Annotated in this window: 18 protein-coding genes and 2 pseudogenes; 12 read left to right on the top strand and 8 right to left on the bottom strand. The window is 53.3% G+C overall.

Annotated features, from left to right (window positions below):
- Positions 1-110 precede the first annotated feature (110 nt).
- The 3 genes from phrB to OGY09_RS14225 all read right to left on the bottom strand — a co-directional run bounded on the left by phrB (position 111) and on the right by OGY09_RS14225 (position 2,406).
- Positions 111-1,529 carry a deoxyribodipyrimidine photo-lyase gene (gene phrB, locus OGY09_RS14235; RefSeq protein ID WP_032942711.1) on the bottom strand — a complete coding sequence of 473 codons (1,419 nt, stop codon included), beginning with the start codon at positions 1,527-1,529 and terminating at the stop codon, positions 111-113.
- Positions 1,530-1,547: 18 nt separating this feature from the next.
- Positions 1,548-2,102: a DUF1722 domain-containing protein gene (locus OGY09_RS14230; protein WP_122973777.1), complete on the bottom strand. Its 555-nt coding sequence runs from the start codon at positions 2,100-2,102 to the stop codon at positions 1,548-1,550.
- A 97-nt stretch (positions 2,103-2,199) separates the two neighbouring features.
- A complete protein-coding gene (locus OGY09_RS14225) occupies positions 2,200-2,406 on the bottom strand; it encodes a YbfA family protein (RefSeq protein ID WP_003022870.1) in 207 nt (68 codons plus the stop codon).
- Positions 2,407-2,714: 308 nt separating this feature from the next.
- On the opposite strand from OGY09_RS14225, the gene kdpF reads away from it, so the two are divergent.
- From kdpF to kdpE, 6 genes are read left to right on the top strand one after another with little or no spacing between them, the layout of a single operon-like run.
- A complete protein-coding gene (kdpF, locus tag OGY09_RS14220; protein ID WP_001670793.1) occupies positions 2,715-2,804 on the top strand; it encodes a K(+)-transporting ATPase subunit F in 90 nt (29 codons plus the stop codon).
- On the top strand, positions 2,804-4,483 hold the full coding sequence (gene kdpA, locus OGY09_RS14215) for a potassium-transporting ATPase subunit KdpA (RefSeq protein WP_032942710.1): 1,680 nt from the start codon (positions 2,804-2,806) through the stop codon (positions 4,481-4,483). Before kdpF ends, kdpA begins: the two co-directional genes overlap by 1 nt.
- A 20-nt stretch (positions 4,484-4,503) precedes the next feature.
- On the top strand, positions 4,504-6,552 hold the full coding sequence (gene kdpB, locus OGY09_RS14210) for a potassium-transporting ATPase subunit KdpB (RefSeq protein WP_032942708.1): 2,049 nt from the start codon (positions 4,504-4,506) through the stop codon (positions 6,550-6,552).
- Positions 6,553-6,560: 8 nt separating this feature from the next.
- Positions 6,561-7,127 (top strand): potassium-transporting ATPase subunit KdpC, encoded by a 567-nt coding sequence (gene kdpC / locus OGY09_RS14205; protein WP_032942707.1) that lies wholly within the window; start codon positions 6,561-6,563, stop codon positions 7,125-7,127.
- Between the two features lie 10 nt (positions 7,128-7,137).
- Positions 7,138-9,822 carry a two-component system sensor histidine kinase KdpD gene (gene kdpD, locus OGY09_RS14200; protein ID WP_032942706.1) on the top strand — a complete coding sequence of 895 codons (2,685 nt, stop codon included), beginning with the start codon at positions 7,138-7,140 and terminating at the stop codon, positions 9,820-9,822.
- Positions 9,819-10,496 carry a two-component system response regulator KdpE gene (gene kdpE / locus OGY09_RS14195; protein ID WP_008784118.1) on the top strand — a complete coding sequence of 226 codons (678 nt, stop codon included), beginning with the start codon at positions 9,819-9,821 and terminating at the stop codon, positions 10,494-10,496. Before kdpD ends, kdpE begins: the two co-directional genes overlap by 4 nt.
- 88 nt (positions 10,497-10,584) lie before the next feature.
- Here kdpE and pgm read toward each other — a convergent pair whose 3' ends face one another.
- Together pgm and seqA are read right to left on the bottom strand one after the other, a co-directional pair.
- Complete coding sequence (gene pgm, locus OGY09_RS14190) at positions 10,585-12,225, bottom strand: phosphoglucomutase (alpha-D-glucose-1,6-bisphosphate-dependent) (protein WP_008784117.1); 1,641 nt, start codon at positions 12,223-12,225, stop codon at positions 10,585-10,587.
- 24 nt (positions 12,226-12,249) lie between these two features.
- Entirely contained in the window at positions 12,250-12,792 is a 543-nt protein-coding gene (gene seqA / locus OGY09_RS14185) for a replication initiation negative regulator SeqA (RefSeq protein ID WP_003022848.1), read from the bottom strand.
- Positions 12,793-12,986: 194 nt separating this feature from the next.
- Between seqA and ybfF the strand changes: the two genes are divergently transcribed.
- From ybfF to OGY09_RS25455, 6 genes and pseudogenes are all read left to right on the top strand, one after another.
- Positions 12,987-13,760: an esterase gene (ybfF, locus tag OGY09_RS14180; RefSeq protein WP_032944349.1), complete on the top strand. Its 774-nt coding sequence runs from the start codon at positions 12,987-12,989 to the stop codon at positions 13,758-13,760.
- Between the two features lie 128 nt (positions 13,761-13,888).
- Entirely contained in the window at positions 13,889-14,176 is a 288-nt protein-coding gene (gene ybfE / locus OGY09_RS14175) for a LexA regulated protein (protein ID WP_003831362.1), read from the top strand.
- A gap of 155 nt (positions 14,177-14,331) precedes the next feature.
- On the top strand, positions 14,332-14,862 hold the full coding sequence (gene fldA / locus OGY09_RS14170; protein WP_032942704.1) for a flavodoxin FldA: 531 nt from the start codon (positions 14,332-14,334) through the stop codon (positions 14,860-14,862).
- A gap of 210 nt (positions 14,863-15,072) precedes the next feature.
- Positions 15,073-15,159, top strand: a complete 87-nt coding sequence (locus OGY09_RS14165) for a ryhB-regulated fur leader peptide (RefSeq protein ID WP_100247215.1) — start codon at positions 15,073-15,075, stop codon at positions 15,157-15,159.
- On the top strand, positions 15,152-15,598 hold the full coding sequence (gene fur, locus OGY09_RS14160; RefSeq protein ID WP_032942703.1) for a ferric iron uptake transcriptional regulator: 447 nt from the start codon (positions 15,152-15,154) through the stop codon (positions 15,596-15,598). Before OGY09_RS14165 ends, fur begins: the two co-directional genes overlap by 8 nt.
- A 103-nt stretch (positions 15,599-15,701) precedes the next feature.
- Positions 15,702-16,049 (top strand): annotated as a pseudogene (locus OGY09_RS25455) (IS3 family transposase); the annotation flags it as partial.
- Between the two features lie 246 nt (positions 16,050-16,295).
- Here OGY09_RS25455 and OGY09_RS14150 read toward each other — a convergent pair.
- The 3 genes and pseudogenes from OGY09_RS14150 to OGY09_RS14140 all read right to left on the bottom strand — a co-directional run.
- Positions 16,296-16,534: pseudogene (locus tag OGY09_RS14150) on the bottom strand (RHS repeat-associated core domain-containing protein); the annotation flags it as partial.
- On the bottom strand, positions 16,527-16,775 hold the full coding sequence (locus tag OGY09_RS14145) for a hypothetical protein (protein ID WP_008784112.1): 249 nt from the start codon (positions 16,773-16,775) through the stop codon (positions 16,527-16,529). The gene OGY09_RS14145 and the pseudogene OGY09_RS14150, both read right to left, overlap by 8 nt.
- Positions 16,776-16,786: 11 nt before the next feature.
- A partial coding sequence (locus OGY09_RS14140) for an RHS repeat-associated core domain-containing protein (protein WP_286590566.1) occupies positions 16,787-17,383 on the bottom strand: 597 nt, incomplete at its 5' end.

Raw genomic sequence — 17,383 nt, 5'->3', positions numbered from 1 at the left:
CTCTTCATCAAGGCATTAGCAGCCTTGCGTACACGCTTCAGCGCTAAATGCCCCCCCACTGCAACATATTCATTCTGTTGGAAGGTATTACGCAGAAATCCGCTGCGTGCTTATCCCTTACGTGCCGCCTCATATGCCGCCAGCGTCGCCAGCCTTGCCTGTTTATGATCCACAATCGGGCGAGGATAACTCAGTGTTACCTGCGCTTTTTCAGCCCACGACCACGGTTCATGAATGGCTTTACCCGGCACGTCGCGCAGTTCCGGCAGCCACTGGCGGATAAACTCACCGTCACGGTCGAATTTTTCGCCCTGCGTCGTGGGGTTAAAGATACGGAAATACGGTGCGGCGTCAGTTCCGGTTGAGGCTGCCCACTGCCAGCCGCCGTTATTGGCCGCCAGGTCGCCATCGATCAGTTGCGACATGAAATATTGTTCGCCTTTACGCCAGTCGATCAGCAGGTCTTTCACTAAAAAACTGGCGGTAATCATGCGTAAACGATTATGCATCCAGCCCGTGGCGTTGAGCTGACGCATGGCCGCATCCACAATGGGGTAGCCTGTATTCCCTGTTTTCCAGGCCTGGAAATGGGTCGGATTATTCTGCCATTGCACGCGTTCGGTCCAGCGAATAAAAGGTTGATACCGACATAGCGCCGGATGGTAAGTCATCAAGTGGCGATAAAACTCACGCCAGATAAGCTCATTCAACCAAACGCTGCCTGCCCCATCCTCAAGCGCCTGCGGCTGCTCCACGAGCAGTCGATTCAGGCACTGGCGCGGTGATAGTCCTCCTGTCGCCAGGCTCGCGGATAATCGACTGGTTCCGTCAATCGCCGGAAAGTCACGCAGTTGTTCATATTCTCCGGCGGCCTGCTGGCAAAAATGGCGTAACTGCGCGATGGCCAATTTTTCTTCTGCCGGAAATTTCTGCGTATCAAAATCCTGCTGCGGGTAGCTCAGCGCGATGGATGTTAATGGAGAGTCAAGAGCACCGCTTTCTCTCACCTTCGGCGCACTGACACATTCCGGGATCCCGTCTTTTATCCGCTTCAGCCAGGCATTTTTAAACGGCGTAAAGACTTTATACATCTCGTGATTACCGGTCATGACCGCCCCCGGAGGCAGGATCACGCTGTCGTCAAACCCTTCGCACACCACCTGAGGTAATGACTTTTCGACGGCAGCATCACGCTGGCGTTCGTTTATTTCATATTGATAGTTATAAAATATTCGACTGACGCCATGCTGTACGCAGACGTTTTTGACGGTTTCCACACTGGTCGCAAAATCACCGACTTCATGAAACAGAAGCGGGATGCCCTTTTCTGCCAGCGCCGTTTGCAACGCGTTCAACTGCGCGTTAACCAATGCCGCCTGACGTGGGGCCATATCATGCGCCTTCCACTGTTCAGGCGTGGAGATATAGAGCGCGAGTACATGTGCAGAACGATCCCGACAAGCCGCCGCCAGCGCGAGATTGTCATGCAGGCGTAAATCACGCCGAAACCAGACCAGATGCGTGGTCATAACACTCCCTGATAAAAATTAATCATTGCCCTGTAAACGCCAAATCGCAGGCCAGAGTTCAAAATAACGTTGCCCGGACAACCAGGTGTTCGGGTGCTCAGCCATATAGTGTTTGAGGAGCATTAAGGGTGCAAGTAGCGGCTGCGCCTCGCGTCGATAGTTATCGATTATCGAGGTCAATTCCTGACGTTGATGCAGATCGAGCTGATTACGGAAATAGCCCTGTACGTGCATCAATACATTGGTATGGTTACGCCGGGTAGCAGGATTTAATAACAGATGGGTCAATCGTAGGCGATACTCGGTAAAAAAAGCATCGAGATCTTGCCATTCATGGATTGCGGCAACGAAGGGGCCAAGCTCCCGATACTCTGGCTGGGAATGCGCCAGTAGTACCAGTTTGTAGCGGGTATGATAGTCAATTAATGCGCCCCGCGTTAATTTTCGCTGACGCAGGCGGTGCAATTCATGCAAAGCGTAAACACGAATTAATGTATTTTCGTCGAACTGAGGTGCCTCACTCGCTTCTGTGGTCAGACAGGTGCGGATACCAACAGGAATTCTCGTGCTCATCGCCACTCCTTATCCGTTACTCAGATAAGTGTAGACGTCGGCGTATAAAAAAACCGCCACATTGCTGTTGGCGGTTTTCTTGAACAATAACGACAACTTAATAGAAGTCGCAGGTAGCTTTTTCAGCCTGCTCCATCCACACCGGTTTATCACTAGTTTTGGACCAGACGCGGTGCAGATAGCTGTAAAAACGGGCGCGGTCTTTCCAGAACAACATGACCGGCAGCGCCAGCACGCCCGCCACAACGGCAAAGGTACGGCGCAAGAAAACAATGTGTGCTGGATATTCTTTATAAAAGTCCATAATCCTCTCCCATATATCTGTTCGGTGAATCGCACCGGAAAAATAAACTTGGTTAACTGATGAAAATAATACCGCCTTGTGTGTAATTTTGCTACTCATCCGACCACTTATTTTTATCTATTGATGCTCCGTTTAGCTAAAAACCGTAATTAAGTTACATAAAAGTTAAATTAATACTAATCATTAGTTAAATAATGGTCTTTGCCATTTTTATACTTTTTTTACACCCCTCCCACTGATTTTTGCGAAATCTTTGCAAGCAAAAATCTACGCTCTGGTTATCACATTTATGCCACTGGAGGTGCACCGTGAGTGCAGGCGTGATAACCGGCATTGTGCTGGTCTTTTTATTATTAGGTTATCTGGTGTATGCCCTGATTAATGCGGAGGCGTTCTGATGGCGGCCCAAGGATTTTTACTCATTGCCAGTTTCTTGCTGGTACTGTTTATCATCGCCAGACCGCTGGGTTTTGGCTTGGCTCGGCTGATCAATAATACGTCCCTGCCGGGCCTGGCTGGCGTGGAACATCTGCTCTGGCGCGGTCTGGGCATCTCGCAGCAGGAGATGAACTGGCGGCAGTATCTGTTGGCGATCCTCGCGCTCAATGTGCTGGGGTTGCTGGTCCTGTTTTCAATGCTGATGGCGCAAAACCTGCTGCCGCTAAATCCGCAACAGCTACCTGGGCTTTCGTGGGATTTGGCGCTCAACACGGCGGTAAGTTTTGTCACCAACACCAACTGGCAATCCTATGCTGGCGAAACCACCTTAAGCTACTTCAGCCAGATGGTCGGGCTGACCGTGCAGAACTTCCTGTCAGCGGCAACCGGGATTGCGGTGATTTTTGCCCTGGCCCGTGCCTTTACTCGCCAGAGTATGAACACGCTGGGCAACGCCTGGGTCGATCTGGTTCGCATTACGCTGTGGATCCTGCTCCCCATTGCATTGCTCATTGCGTTGTTCTTCATTCAGCAAGGTGTGCTGCAAAATGTGTTGCCCTATCAGCCCATTACTACCCTTGAAGGGGTGAAACAGCTGCTGCCAATGGGGCCCGTCGCCTCACAGGAAGCGATTAAGATGCTTGGCACTAACGGGGGCGGGTTCTTTAACGCTAACTCATCACATCCGTTTGAAAACCCTACCGCGTTGACCAATCTGGTACAGATGCTGGCCATTTTCTTAATTCCTACCGCGCTGTGTTTTGCCTTTGGTGATGTGGTTGGCGATCGTCGCCAGGGGCGGACCCTGCTGTGGGCCATGTCGCTGATATTTGTAGTCTGCGTAGCCGTGGTGATGTGGGCCGAAGTTCAAGGCAACCCGCACCTGATGGCATTCGGTGCAGACAGTAATATCAACATGGAAGGCAAAGAAAGCCGCTTTGGCGTGCTGGCCACGAGTCTTTTTTCCGTCGTGACGACAGCGGCATCTTGCGGCGCTGTCGATGCGATGCATGACTCCTTCACCGCGCTGGGCGGGATGGTGCCGATGTGGCTAATGCAGATTGGCGAAGTGGTCTTCGGTGGTGTCGGTTCGGGCCTGTACGGCATGCTGCTGTTCGTATTGTTGGCGGTGTTTATCGCGGGCCTGATGATTGGTCGCACGCCGGAATATCTGGGTAAGAAAATAGACGTGCGTGAAATGAAAATGACCGCGCTGGCGATTCTGGTCACCCCTGCGCTGGTCCTGCTCGGTACGGCGATAGCGATGATGAGCGACGCCGGACGCAGCGCCATGCTCAATCCTGGTCCACATGGCTTTAGTGAGGTGTTGTACGCCGTATCGTCTGCCGCGAACAACAACGGCAGCGCCTTCGCCGGATTAAGCGCCAACAGCCCGTTCTGGAACTGTCTGCTGGCCCTGTGCATGTTCTTCGGCCGTTTCGGCGTGATCATTCCCGTGATGGCAATTGCCGGATCGCTGGTCAGTAAAAAGATCCAGCCAGCAAGCCCTGGCACGCTGCCTACTCACGGTGCACTGTTTGTCGGGTTGTTAATCGGTACGGTGTTACTGGTTGGCGCCCTCACCTTTGTTCCTGCCCTGGCGCTTGGCCCGGTCGCAGAATACCTGTCATTACACTGAGTGATGCGGAGCACATGACTATGAGTCGCAAGCAACTGGCGCTGTTCGAACCCTCTCTGGTCGCACAGGCGCTGATGGATGCCGTGAAAAAATTAAGCCCACATACCCAGTGGCGCAATCCGGTGATGTTTATCGTCTGGCTGGGCAGTCTGCTGACAACCCTGTTAACGTTGGCAATGGCCACAGGCCATATACAAGGCAATCCGTGGTTTACCGGCGCGATAAGTCTGTGGCTGTGGGTCACCGTTCTGTTCGCCAACTTTGCCGAAGCGCTGGCGGAAGGACGCAGTAAGGCTCAGGCTAACAGTCTGAAAGGAGTGAAAAAAACCGCTTTTGCTCGCAAACTCCGCGAACCGAAATACGGTGCCGCCATGGATCACGTTCCGGCGGAGGATTTGCGCAAAGGAGATATCGTGTTAGTAGAAGCGGGCGATATTATCCCGTGTGACGGCGAGGTCATCGAAGGTGGCGCATCGGTAGATGAAAGCGCCATTACCGGTGAATCCGCGCCGGTCATTCGTGAATCCGGTGGTGATTTCGCCTCCGTCACCGGCGGGACCCGCATCCTCTCCGACTGGCTGGTGATCGAATGTAGCGTGAACCCTGGTGAAACGTTCCTCGACCGGATGATCGCCATGGTTGAAGGCGCGCAGCGGCGTAAAACGCCGAATGAAATCGCCCTGACGATCCTGTTGATAGCCCTGACCATCGTTTTTCTGCTGGCGACCGCCACGCTGTGGCCATTTTCCGCCTGGGGTGGTAGTGCGGTTAGCGTCACGGTACTGGTTGCCCTGCTGGTGTGTCTGATCCCCACCACCATCGGTGGGTTGCTCTCTGCAATTGGCGTCGCCGGGATGAGCCGCATGCTGGGCGCGAACGTCATCGCCACCAGCGGACGTGCAGTAGAGGCCGCGGGCGACGTGGACGTACTGCTGCTGGACAAAACCGGCACCATTACGCTGGGTAACCGCCAGGCTTCAGATTTCCTGCCCGCCCAGGGCGTGGACGAAAAAACGCTGGCCGACGCCGCGCAGCTTTCATCGCTGGCCGATGAAACCCCAGAAGGCCGCAGCATCGTGATTCTGGCTAAACAGCGCTTTAATCTGCGTATTCGCGACGTGCAATCGCTGCACGCCACCTTTGTACCGTTTACCGCCCAAAGCCGAATGAGCGGGATCAACATCGACAACCGTATGATCCGCAAAGGGTCGGTCGATGCTATTCGTCGTCACGTTGAAGCCAACGGCGGCCACTTCCCTGCCGACGTGGAGCAGAAGGTCGAAAACGTCGCACGCCTTGGCGCTACGCCGCTGGTGGTTGCCGAAGGCTCCCGCGTGCTGGGCGTGATTGCCCTGAAAGATATCGTAAAAGGCGGAATCAAAGAACGTTTTGCCCAACTGCGTAAAATGGGCATCAAAACGGTGATGATCACCGGCGATAACCGTTTAACCGCCGCCGCGATTGCGGCAGAAGCCGGGGTAGATGACTTCTTAGCTGAAGCCACGCCGGAAGCCAAGCTGGCGCTGATTCGTCAGTATCAGGCGGAAGGTCGTCTGGTAGCGATGACCGGCGACGGAACCAATGACGCCCCGGCGCTGGCGCAAGCCGACGTGGCAGTCGCCATGAACTCCGGGACCCAGGCGGCGAAGGAAGCAGGCAACATGGTGGATCTCGACTCTAACCCCACCAAGCTGATTGAAGTGGTGCACATTGGTAAACAGATGCTGATGACGCGTGGTTCGCTGACCACCTTCAGTATCGCCAACGACGTGGCGAAGTATTTCGCCATTATCCCGGCCGCGTTTGCCGCCACCTACCCGCAGCTCAATGCGCTTAACGTGATGGGTCTGCATTCGCCGGATTCGGCGATCCTCAGCGCGGTTATCTTTAATGCGCTGGTTATCGTCTTTCTGATCCCGCTGGCGCTTAAAGGCGTGAGCTACAAACCGTTATCCGCATCCGCAATGCTGCGCCGTAATTTGTGGATCTATGGTCTGGGTGGTCTGGTTGTGCCGTTTATCGGTATCAAAGCAATTGATTTACTGCTGACCCTGCTGGGTCTGGTGTGAGGTTTCAGATGAGTGGATTACGTCCTGCATTATCAACATTGATTTTCCTGACGCTTATCACCGGCGGGGCTTACCCGTTGTTGACCACCGCGTTGGGGCAATGGTGGTTTCCCCACCAGGCTAACGGCTCGCTTCTACGCGAAGGTCAGGTCGTTCGCGGCTCTGCGCTCATTGGGCAACATTTTACCGCGGCCGGTTATTTTCAGGGACGCCCGTCTGCTACAGCAGAAATGCCCTATAATCCAATGGCTTCAGGCGGCAGCAATCTGGCAGCCAGCAACCCGGAACTGGATAAACAGCTGCAAAGCCGGATAGCCGCGCTGCGTGCAGCTAACCCGCAGGCAAATCCTGTCGTTCCGGTAGAGCTGGTAACGGCTTCTGCCAGCGGGCTGGATAACAATCTGACACCCGCCGCGGTGGCCTGGCAAATCCCCCGCGTTGCGCAGGCTCGCAACCTCAGCATTGAAGAGGTCACGCGCCTGGTTGCACAATACACGCAAAAGCCGTTGGTCAGTTTTATCGGCCAGCCGGTGGTGAACCTGGTGGAACTTAATTTAGCGCTGGATAAGCACTGAGAAAAAGGACATGCATAACGAACCCTTACGCCCCGACCCCGATCGCCTGCTGGAGCAGACCGCTGCCCCGCACCGCGGAAAACTGAAAATTTTCTTCGGCGCGTGTGCAGGCGTCGGTAAAACCTGGGCCATGCTGGCAGAGGCCCAGCGGCTGCGGGCGCAGGGGTTAGATGTGCTGATTGGCGTGGTGGAAACCCACGGACGCAAAGAGACCGCCGCGCTGCTGGACGGTCTCAGCATCCTGCCGCTAAAGAGACAGGCGCGCCATGGTCGTCATATCAGCGAGTTCGATCTCGACGCGGCGCTGGCCCGCCGTCCGGCGCTCATTTTGATGGATGAACTGGCGCACAGTAATGCGCCTGGCTCACGCCATCCTAAGCGTTGGCAAGATATTGAAGAACTGCTCGAAGCCGGCATTGACGTTTTTACTACCGTCAACGTGCAGCATCTGGAAAGCCTCAATGATGTGGTCAGCGGCGTCACAGGCATTCAGGTTCGCGAAACCGTCCCCGATCCTTTTTTCGATGCCGCCGACGATGTGGTGCTGGTCGATCTTCCCCCCGACGATTTGCGCCAACGCCTGAACGAAGGCAAGGTCTATATCGCCGGTCAGGCGGAAAGAGCCATCGAGCATTTCTTTCGCAAAGGGAACTTGATCGCGCTACGTGAGCTGGCCCTGCGCCGCACGGCCGATCGGGTTGACGATCAGATGCGTGCCTGGCGAGGGCGTCCGGGGGAAGAAAAAGTCTGGCATACCCGTGACGCCATTTTACTGTGTATTGGACACAATACCGGCAGCGAAAAGCTGGTGCGTGCAGCCGCGCGTCTGGCAGCGCGCCTCGGCAGCGTCTGGCATGCAGTGTATGTCGAAACGCCAGCGCTGCACCGACTGCCCGAAAAACAGCGCCGGGCAATCCTAAGCGCTCTGCGGTTAGCCCAGGAGCTGGGTGCAGAAACCGCCACCCTCTCCGATCCCGCTGAAGACAAGGCGGTAATCCGCTACGCCCGTGAGCATAATCTGGGAAAAATTGTCCTCGGACGTCCGACTACACGACGCTGGTGGCGCAGTGATTCCTTTGCTGACAAACTGGCCCATCGCGCACCGGATCTCGACCTGATGATTGTTGCGCTTGATGAGCCACCTTCGCGCCCTGTGCTACAAACTGCGGATAACCGCACCTTTAAGGATAAATGGCGGGTACAAATTCAGGGTTGTGTGGTTGCCGTCGCGCTGTGCGCCATCATTACGTTGATTGCCATGCAGTGGTTGATGGCCTTTGACGCCGCCAACCTGGTGATGATCTATTTATTGGGCGTGGTGGTTATCGCCCTCTTTTACGGACGCTGGCCGTCGGTGCTGGCAACTTTTATTAACGTCGCCAGCTTCGATCTCTTCTTTATTGCTCCGCGTGGCACGCTGGCCGTTTCCGATGTCCAGTACCTGCTCACCTTCGCCGTGATGCTAACGGTAGGGCTGGTTATTGGTAATCTGACCGCCGGAGTGCGTTATCAGGCGCGGGTGGCCCGTTATCGTGAACAACGTACGCGCCATTTGTATGAGATGTCGAAAGCGCTGGCCGTTGGGCGTAGTCAGCAAGATATTGCCGCCACCAGCGAACAGTTTATTGCCTCAACGTTCCAGGCCCGCAGCCAGGTTTTACTGCCCGGTGAGAACGGTAAGCTGGCCCCTCTCACCCATCAACAGGGCATGACGCCGTGGGATGATGCCATTGCCCAATGGAGCTTTGATAAAGGGCAACCGGCTGGCGCAGGTACTGACACGTTGCCAGGTGTGCCGTATCAAATTTTACCGTTAAAAAGTGCCGACAAAACGCATGGGCTGCTGGTGGTGGAACCGGGAAATTTACGCCAGCTGATGATCCCCGAACAGCAACGCCTGCTGGAAACTTTCACTTTACTGGTCGCCAGTGCGCTGGAGCGTCTGACGCTGACTGCCAGCGAAGAGCAAGCCCGGTTTGCCAGCGAGCGTGAAAGCATTCGCAACGCGCTGCTCGCCGCCCTTTCCCACGATTTACGTACGCCGCTAACGGTGCTGTTTGGTCAGGCAGAGATCTTAACGTTGGATCTGGCAAGCGAAGGATCGCCGCACGCGCGCCAGGCCAGTGAGATTCGCCAGCACGTCCTTAATACGACCCGACTGGTTAATAACCTGCTGGATATGGCACGAATTCAGTCTGGCGGCTTTAATCTTAAGAAGGAGTGGTTAACACTGGAAGAGGTGGTCGGCAGCGCCCTGCAGATGCTGGAGCCAGGACTCTCTGCTCCTATTAATTTGTCGCTACCAGCACCGTTGACGCTGATCCACGTCGATGGCCCACTCTTTGAACGGGTGCTGATTAATCTGCTGGAAAACGCCGTTAAATACGCAGGTCCAGCGGCGCAAATCGGTATTGATGCCAGCGTCGATGGCGAGCACCTGCAACTGGACGTCTGGGATAATGGTCCCGGCATTCCATCGGGTATGGAGCAGCGAGTTTTTGACAAGTTTTCCCGGGGAAACAAAGAGTCATCGGTACCGGGCGTTGGGCTGGGGCTGGCAATCTGTCAGGCCATTGTGGACGTGCACGGCGGTACGATTTCCGTCCACAATCGCGCACAGGGAGGAGCATGTTTCCGTGTTACACTGCCCCAGGAAATCCCCCCTGAACTTGAAGATTTTCATGAGGATATGTGACGAACGTACTGATTGTTGAAGATGAACAGGCTATCCGTCGCTTTCTGCGCACCGCGCTGGAAGCCGATGGTCTGCGTGTATATGAAGCGGAAACGCTGCAACGTGGTCTGCTGGAAGCCGCCACGCGAAAACCCGATCTCATCATTCTCGATCTCGGTCTGCCGGACGGTGACGGCATTGATTTTATTCGTGACCTGCGACAATGGAGCGCAATACCGGTAATTGTGCTCTCAGCCCGCAGCGAAGAAAGCGATAAAATCGCCGCTCTGGATGCCGGTGCCGATGACTATCTCAGTAAACCCTTTGGTATTGGCGAGCTACAGGCGCGATTACGCGTGGCATTGCGCCGCCACGCCAGCGGCGTGTCTCCCGAGCCGGTGGTGCATTTTTCCAACGTAAAAGTAGATATCGCCGCCCGGCTCGTACATCGTGGTGATGAAGAGATTCATCTGACGCCGATTGAGTTTCGCCTGTTAGCGGTACTGCTGAATAATGCCGGAAAGGTACTAACGCAACGCCAGTTGCTAAATCAGGTTTGGGGACCGAACGCCGTCGAACACAGTCACTATCTGCGAATTTACATGGGACACCTGCGCCAGAAGCTGGAACAGGACCCGGCGCGTCCGCGTCATTTTCTGACCGAAACCGGGATTGGCTATCGGTTTATGCCGTGAATCTAAGCCGAATAAAAAAAGCCGGATCAGCGCAAAGCTATCCGGCTTTTTAATTCATGCCGGATAGCGACGCTATCCGGCCTACGGTTTACGCGTTTTTCAGCACTTCGCTGACGATCTCAACCGCTTCTTTTTCGATCTGCTTGCGGTGTTCTTCACCGAGGAAGCTCTCGCAATAGATTTTATAAGCGTCTTCGGTGCCGGACGGACGAGCGGCAAACCAGCCGTTGTCAGTCATCACTTTCAGACCGCCGATAGAAGCACCGTTGCCCGGTGCAGCCGTCAGACGTGCGGTGATCGGGTCGCCCGCCAGCGTGCTGGCACTCACCATTTCCGGAGACAGCTTAGACAGCGCCGCTTTCTGTGCGGAGGTCGCACTTGCCTGCAGGCGGTTGTAGCTCGGCGCACCAAAGCGGGCAGCCAGTTCGTTGTAGTGCTCCTGCGGATTCTTACCGGTCACTGCGGTAATTTCTGCCGCCAACAGGCACATGATGATGCCGTCTTTGTCGGTCGACCACGGTGTACCGTCGAAACGCAGGAAAGATGCCCCCGCGCTCTCTTCACCACCAAAGCCAAAGCTGCCGTCGAACAGACCGTCAACAAACCATTTAAAGCCAACCGGCACTTCGACCAGTTTACGCCCTAAATCATTCACCACGCGGTCAATCATCGCCGAGGACACCAGTGTCTTACCAACGGCAACGTCTTTGCCCCACTGCGGACGATGCTGGAACAGGTAGTTGATCGCCACCGCCAGATAGTGGTTCGGATTCATCAGCCCTGCCGGGGTGACGATACCGTGACGGTCGTAGTCTGGGTCGTTGGCAAAGGCCAGATCGAACTTGTCGCGCAGCGCCAGCAGGCCCGCCATCGCGCACTCGGAGGAGCAGTCCATGCGGATTGCGCCATCTTTGTCGAGATGCATAAAGCGGAAAGTCTGATCAACGTGATCGTTAACGATAGTCAGGTTCAGGTTGTAGTGCTTAGCAATACGCTTCCAGTATTCGATACCGGAACCGCCCAGCGGATCGACACCCAGCGTCAGACCCGCTTTTTGGATCGCCGCCATGTCGACGATGTCAGCCAGTCCTTCAACAAACGGCTGAACCAGATCCTGCTCTGTTACATGACCAGATGCCAGCGCAGCGTCCAGCGACATGCGCTTCACGCCTTGCAGACCGTCAGCCAGCAGCGCGTTGGCTCTGTCTTCCACCACTTTGGTGACGTTGGTATCTGCCGGACCACCGTTTGGCGGGTTGTATTTAATGCCGCCATCTTCCGGCGGGTTGTGGGACGGCGTGATCACAATGCCGTCAGCCAGCGGGCCGCCTTTTTTATTGTGGACCAGGATAGCATTCGACACAGCAGGGGTTGGCGTAAAGCCGTTATTTTCCTGCACGATGACGTCAACGCCGTTCGCCGCCAGCACTTCCAGTACAGAGATAAAAGCCGGTTCAGACAGCGCATGGGTATCCTTGCCCACATAGCACGGGCCAGTAATCCCGTTTTTCGCACGTTCTTCAGCAATCGCCTGAGCGATAGCCAGAATATGCGGCTCGTTAAAACTATGACGACCTGCACTGCCGCGATGTCCGGACGTACCGAACTTAACGGCGTGCTCAGCGTTCCCTGCTGTTGGTTTCAGTACATAGTACTGTGCCGTCAGTTGGGCGACGTTAATCAAATCACTCTGTTGCGCAGGTTGACCTGCACGGTTGTGGATTGCCATTGCCTGGTCCTTCTAATGCAAGGATTAAATTGTTCCGCAAACCTTTTCAATCAATTCCGCAGGGAATTGCATTGACTGCATGATGTGTTCAACCATGCTGCATTTACGGCCGGTATTGGTGTTGGTGATCACCCAGTACGGCGTGCCTGGCACGTGTTTCGGTTTGGTTTGATTACCATTTTTCAGCAGCGTCTGTTCATCCGCTGCAAAATAAACGCGCGTACGGCCATGCAACGATTCCGTTGCTTCGGCGAACGCGTTTTGATCCAGTGAATAGAGTGTAGACAGCACCAGCATAAAGCGATTTACTGCTTTCTTCTGTTCCGCGTATTCGTCGGACAGCAGCAGTTCACGCATCGCGCGCACTTTATCTTTTACGGGGTTAACCGGCTTAGCTTCCACGACAGGTTGCACAGCGCGGACTTCTTTGACTATCGGAGTGACAGGCTGTGATGCGGCGGAAAATTTCAACATACGCCGTAAAATGTCGGATGCGCTCTCGCCAATATGCTTGGTGTGGCTGGCAATATAGCTATAGAGTTCATCATCAACTTCAATCGTTTTCATCTTAATCCAGTGCAGTGTTTAGCTGAATACAAGTTGTCGGGGTAAACACACGTAGTGTAAAGGCAAATCCCAACAGCGGATAGCGTCAAGCCTGGTGGCCAGCAAAACTCAGAGTAACCGTAGTTGTTGCAGCCATGTGGCAGAATGGTCAACATGATACCCTAACCCGTGAGTGTGAAAAAAAGAACTTTGCCATGAAATTGAATATCCGAGCGCAATCTGCGCAAAACCTGCACAATAATTCTCCCATCGTCCTGGTTCACGGCCTGTTTGGCAGTCTGGATAACCTGGGGATCCTGGCACGCGATCTGGTGGTCGATCACGATATCATCCAGGTCGATATGCGAAATCATGGCCTCTCCCCTCGTTCCCCTGAGATGAATTATCCGGCCATGGCGCAAGATTTGCTGGATACGCTGGAGGCTCAGCAAATAGAAAAGGCGACCTTTATTGGTCACTCGATGGGGGGGAAAGCCGTCATGGCGTTAACCGCGCTGGCTCCTGATCGTATCGATCGACTGGTGGCCATTGATATTGCGCCGGTCGACTATCATGTTCGCCGTCACGATGCGATCTTTACCGCTATTAATGCCGTAACCGATGCCCAGGCCACTTCGCGTCAGCAGGCGGCCAGCGTCATGCGTCAACATCTGCATGAGGAAGGCGTAATCCAGTTTCTGCTGAAATCTTTCGTCGACGGCGAATGGCGTTTTAACGTTCCCGTGCTGTGGGATCAATATCCTCATATCGTCGGTTGGGAAACCATTCCTGCGTGGGAGCACCCGGCGCTGTTTATCCCTGGCGGCAACTCACCGTATGTTACCGAAGCGTATCGCGAACAACTGCTGACACAATTCCCACAGGCTCGGGCGCATGTTATTGCAGGAGCCGGTCATTGGGTGCATGCGGAAAAACCGGAGGCGGTGCTGCGCGCCATCCGTCGTTATCTGAACGAACAGGCTAACTGATTAAAAACTCAGCGTCTGCGCGCGATTACGCGCGTGGGCGTTGGCGTGTCACCCCTGCTGATGTATTATGGCGCGCTATCCATCCGGGCAGACGCCTGGCTGATTGTTTCCCCGAAGTCACCAAGATCATGGCCAAAGAACAAACGGACCGTACGACATTAGATCTGTTCGCGCAGGAGCGTCGCCCGGGACGACCCAAAACTAATCCGCTCTCGCGTGATGAACAGTTACGTATTAATAAACGTAATCAGCTTAAGCGTGACAAAGTTCGCGGGCTTAAGCGTGTCGAACTGAAACTGAACGCTGATGCCGTTGACGCTCTGAACGAGCTGGCTGAGGCGCGTAACATGAGTCGCAGTGAACTCATCGAAGAGATGCTGATGACCCAACTCAGCACATTGCGCGGTCAGGCATAGTCTGAATTTCTGCTCTAAATCATAAATCGTGTAGCACAGAGTGCAGTCCTGCGTGTTTGCTGTTTCCGCATGCCTGACTGTTCTGCTATGATTGCCCTTATCCGTGGGCAATGCGCCACCACCATTTCAATAAGTTTCAAGAGGTTATTTTACTCATGGCAATCACTGGCATCTTTTTCGGCAGCGACACCGGTAATACCGAAAACATCGCAAAAATGATTCAAAAACAGCTTGGTAAAGACGTTGCCGATGTTCATGACATTGCAAAAAGCAGCAAAGAAGACCTCGAAGGTTATGACATTCTGCTGCTCGGCATCCCAACCTGGTACTACGGTGAAGCGCAGTGTGACTGGGACGACTTCTTCCCTACCCTCGAAGACATTGATTTTAATGGAAAACTGGTTGCATTGTTCGGCTGCGGCGACCAGGAAGATTACGCAGAATATTTCTGCGATGCGTTAGGGACCATTCGCGACATCATCGAACCGCGCGGCGCAACTATCGTTGGTCACTGGCCGACTTCGGGTTATCACTTTGAAGCGTCTAAAGGTCTGGCTGACGACGACCACTTTGTCGGTCTGGCTATCGATGAAGATCGCCAGCCAGAACTGACAGCAGAACGCGTAGAAAAATGGGTTAAGCAGATCTCTGAAGAGCTGCACCTCGACGAAATCATTAATGCCTGATTTCGTGCGGCGTAGATTTCCATCTGCGCCGCATCAATAGATAAAACCAATCAAAATAATTGCTACAAATTTGTAACTTTTTCGTCTGACCCTGTACAATGGCTGGATGCCAATCGGGTGTTGCACAGTGTGTTTGTCGGCGATACCACGTTTTGATTAACAATATATGCCAGAGACTTGCAGTTTTCATTTAGCCATGGCAGTTCTATAATGATACGCATTATCTCAAGTGCAATTTCTGTCACTTCTGTTAATGAAGTGAATCGTTTAGCTACAGGACAGATTCCGCATGACTGACAACAATACCGCATTAAAGAAGGCTGGCCTGAAAGTAACGCTTCCTCGTTTAAAAATTCTGGAAGTTCTTCAGGAACCGGATAACCATCACGTCAGTGCGGAAGATTTATACAAACGCCTGATCGATATGGGTGAAGAGATTGGTCTGGCGACCGTGTATCGTGTGCTGAACCAGTTTGATGATGCCGGTATCGTGACCCGCCATAATTTTGAAGGCGGTAAATCCGTCTTCGAACTGACTCAACAGCATCACCACGATCACCTCATTTGCCTCGACTGCGGCAAAGTGGTCGAGTTCAGCGATGATTCCATCGAAGCGCGCCAGCGTGAGATTGCGGCTAAACATGGTATTCGTTTAACCAACCATAGTCTCTATCTCTACGGCCACTGCGCTGAAGGCGATTGCCGCGAAGATGAGCATGCCCACGACGACAAATAATGTAATGCTTTCTGAAAAGCCAACCCTCCGGTTGGCTTTTTTTATGGGCGTGACTCGTCCTGAATAGCGTTGATACGTTCCTGACTTAAATCCGGAGAACGTGATGATAACTGAGTTCAAACGCACCCAACGTAATTTTCTTCTATCCTTTAAAATAGCCATCGTTGAGCAGGTCGAAAAAGGTGAGATGACCTATAAGCAGACCCAGCAACGATACGGCATTCAGAGGCGCTCCACCGTTCTTGTCTAGGGCCGGCTTGACTGGATCACCGGACTTTCTGACCAGGTGAAGAGGAAACAGCCTGTGGCTCAGACGATTGTCCCGCTTACACCCGAGCAAAGAGCTAGGGAGCCTGAAGAACAACTTGAACTGACAAACCAGAAAGTTGAGTTTTTTGAGTCGGTTATCAATATTCTGAAAAATGATTACGGGGTGAGTATCGTAAACCGATTGCAGATGAAGGGGTACCAGTTAATACACTCCCACCATTTTTTTCATTATATGAGTAGCTTCCAGAAAGACCGCTACCCAATGCGGTTATCCTTGAGACTCGGCACTCTCTCGATATAGGTGATGGTGGTGATAATGGCGCCAGAGCTTTAACTATTTGATCTGTAGACGTTCTATTTTGAGCCATCCACAAACCAAGGGATGCGCGATCGGTAGTTGCGTTCCCCATATTAATACTATTCCATGATTGAACCCTAAGGGATCTATCTTCCTAATAGGATTTAGCGGGTATGTATACGAGTTTAAACCGCCTTCCAGCCCTATAGGATCCGGGGTGATATACCGACCTGCCCCGGGCTGTAGTACCGGTGCCGGTTGTAATACAGCCCCGACTCCTCATCATACTGCTGCCCCGGCATTCTTATGAACTGGCACAACCGCTGTAGATTGTCTTCCCGCACCATGCTCGCCCACGAGTCAGGTTCCGCCTGAGTGTACTGAAACTCTCTTGACCAGAGTTAAATCAATACAATCCTCTGCGTAATATACAAGTCCAGCTTGTGGAGATTTCACCATTATCCCCGTTTTAAAATCGCCCCATTCATCTTTATCAAAACCTTTAGCAAACTCTTCGTTTTCAAAATGACAAACAACGACTCCGGTCATACCTCCCCCAAGAGTAACGATATCTCCTAGTAAAATATTGCTACCATCTGGATACTTCATACTCGATCCTTTTAAGGGGCAAATGGTTCTATAGGTATAGAACCTGTTGGAGGTGGAAGACCGTTAGCAGCATCAGCAGCACCACTTTCTTTCCAAAAACATTGACAATTATTAGGATTCTGATTTGCTTTGTACAGATTATAATGGTCGCCTGTATATGGATGGTGAGGCTTTCCTGGCGGGACCAGATCATGACGATATCCGATAGTTCCACGTGGTACTATGTCCCCACTAATCGTTTTACAAGGTGGGCAGGGCTTTTTTTCCTCACATTTAGCTAAATGTTCTGTTTTTGTTTTAGATTGTTCTGAATCCCCGGATGTTGCCAGCACCGTACCGCCTGCTGCCGCACTTCCCCAGAATAACCAGTTAATTCCTTCCAGTATGGCCGGAATGGCGAAAGCCCACAACCCCAACGGATCCACTTCTGTAACCGGATTTAATGGATACTGATATGGATTTAATCCCCCCTCCAGCCCAATCGGGTCCTGGGTGATATACCGCCCCAGTCCCGGATTGTAGTACCGATGGCGGTTGTAGTGCAGTCCGGATTCGTCGTCATACTGCTGGCCCGGCAGGCGGATAAGCTGTTGCAGATTATGTGGATT

The organism is Citrobacter sp. Cpo071, from assembly GCF_030332765.1.
GTDB classification, from domain to species: Bacteria; Pseudomonadota; Gammaproteobacteria; order Enterobacterales; family Enterobacteriaceae; genus Citrobacter; species Citrobacter portucalensis.
Note: the sequence above shows the minus strand (reverse complement) of the source record. Positions and strands in the feature narration are given on the sequence as shown.

What these genes read in the sequence shown, in the direction of transcription:
- phrB (WP_032942711.1), bottom strand. Translation starts at nt 1,529, where the DNA reads ATGACCACGCATCTGGTCTGGTTTCGGCGTGATTTACGCCTGCATGAC.
- OGY09_RS14230 (WP_122973777.1), bottom strand. Translation starts at nt 2,102, where the DNA reads ATGAGCACGAGAATTCCTGTTGGTATCCGCACCTGTCTGACCACAGAA.
- OGY09_RS14225 (WP_003022870.1), bottom strand. Translation starts at nt 2,406, where the DNA reads ATGGACTTTTATAAAGAATATCCAGCACACATTGTTTTCTTGCGCCGT.
- kdpA (WP_032942710.1), top strand. Translation starts at nt 2,804, where the DNA reads ATGGCGGCCCAAGGATTTTTACTCATTGCCAGTTTCTTGCTGGTACTG.
- kdpB (WP_032942708.1), top strand. Translation starts at nt 4,504, where the DNA reads ATGAGTCGCAAGCAACTGGCGCTGTTCGAACCCTCTCTGGTCGCACAG.
- kdpC (WP_032942707.1), top strand. Translation starts at nt 6,561, where the DNA reads ATGAGTGGATTACGTCCTGCATTATCAACATTGATTTTCCTGACGCTT.
- kdpD (WP_032942706.1), top strand. Translation starts at nt 7,138, where the DNA reads ATGCATAACGAACCCTTACGCCCCGACCCCGATCGCCTGCTGGAGCAG.
- pgm (WP_008784117.1), bottom strand. Translation starts at nt 12,225, where the DNA reads ATGGCAATCCACAACCGTGCAGGTCAACCTGCGCAACAGAGTGATTTG.
- seqA (WP_003022848.1), bottom strand. Translation starts at nt 12,792, where the DNA reads ATGAAAACGATTGAAGTTGATGATGAACTCTATAGCTATATTGCCAGC.
- ybfF (WP_032944349.1), top strand. Translation starts at nt 12,987, where the DNA reads ATGAAATTGAATATCCGAGCGCAATCTGCGCAAAACCTGCACAATAAT.
- ybfE (WP_003831362.1), top strand. Translation starts at nt 13,889, where the DNA reads ATGGCCAAAGAACAAACGGACCGTACGACATTAGATCTGTTCGCGCAG.
- fldA (WP_032942704.1), top strand. Translation starts at nt 14,332, where the DNA reads ATGGCAATCACTGGCATCTTTTTCGGCAGCGACACCGGTAATACCGAA.
- OGY09_RS14165 (WP_100247215.1), top strand. Translation starts at nt 15,073, where the DNA reads ATGATACGCATTATCTCAAGTGCAATTTCTGTCACTTCTGTTAATGAA.
- fur (WP_032942703.1), top strand. Translation starts at nt 15,152, where the DNA reads ATGACTGACAACAATACCGCATTAAAGAAGGCTGGCCTGAAAGTAACG.
- OGY09_RS14145 (WP_008784112.1), bottom strand. Translation starts at nt 16,775, where the DNA reads ATGAAGTATCCAGATGGTAGCAATATTTTACTAGGAGATATCGTTACT.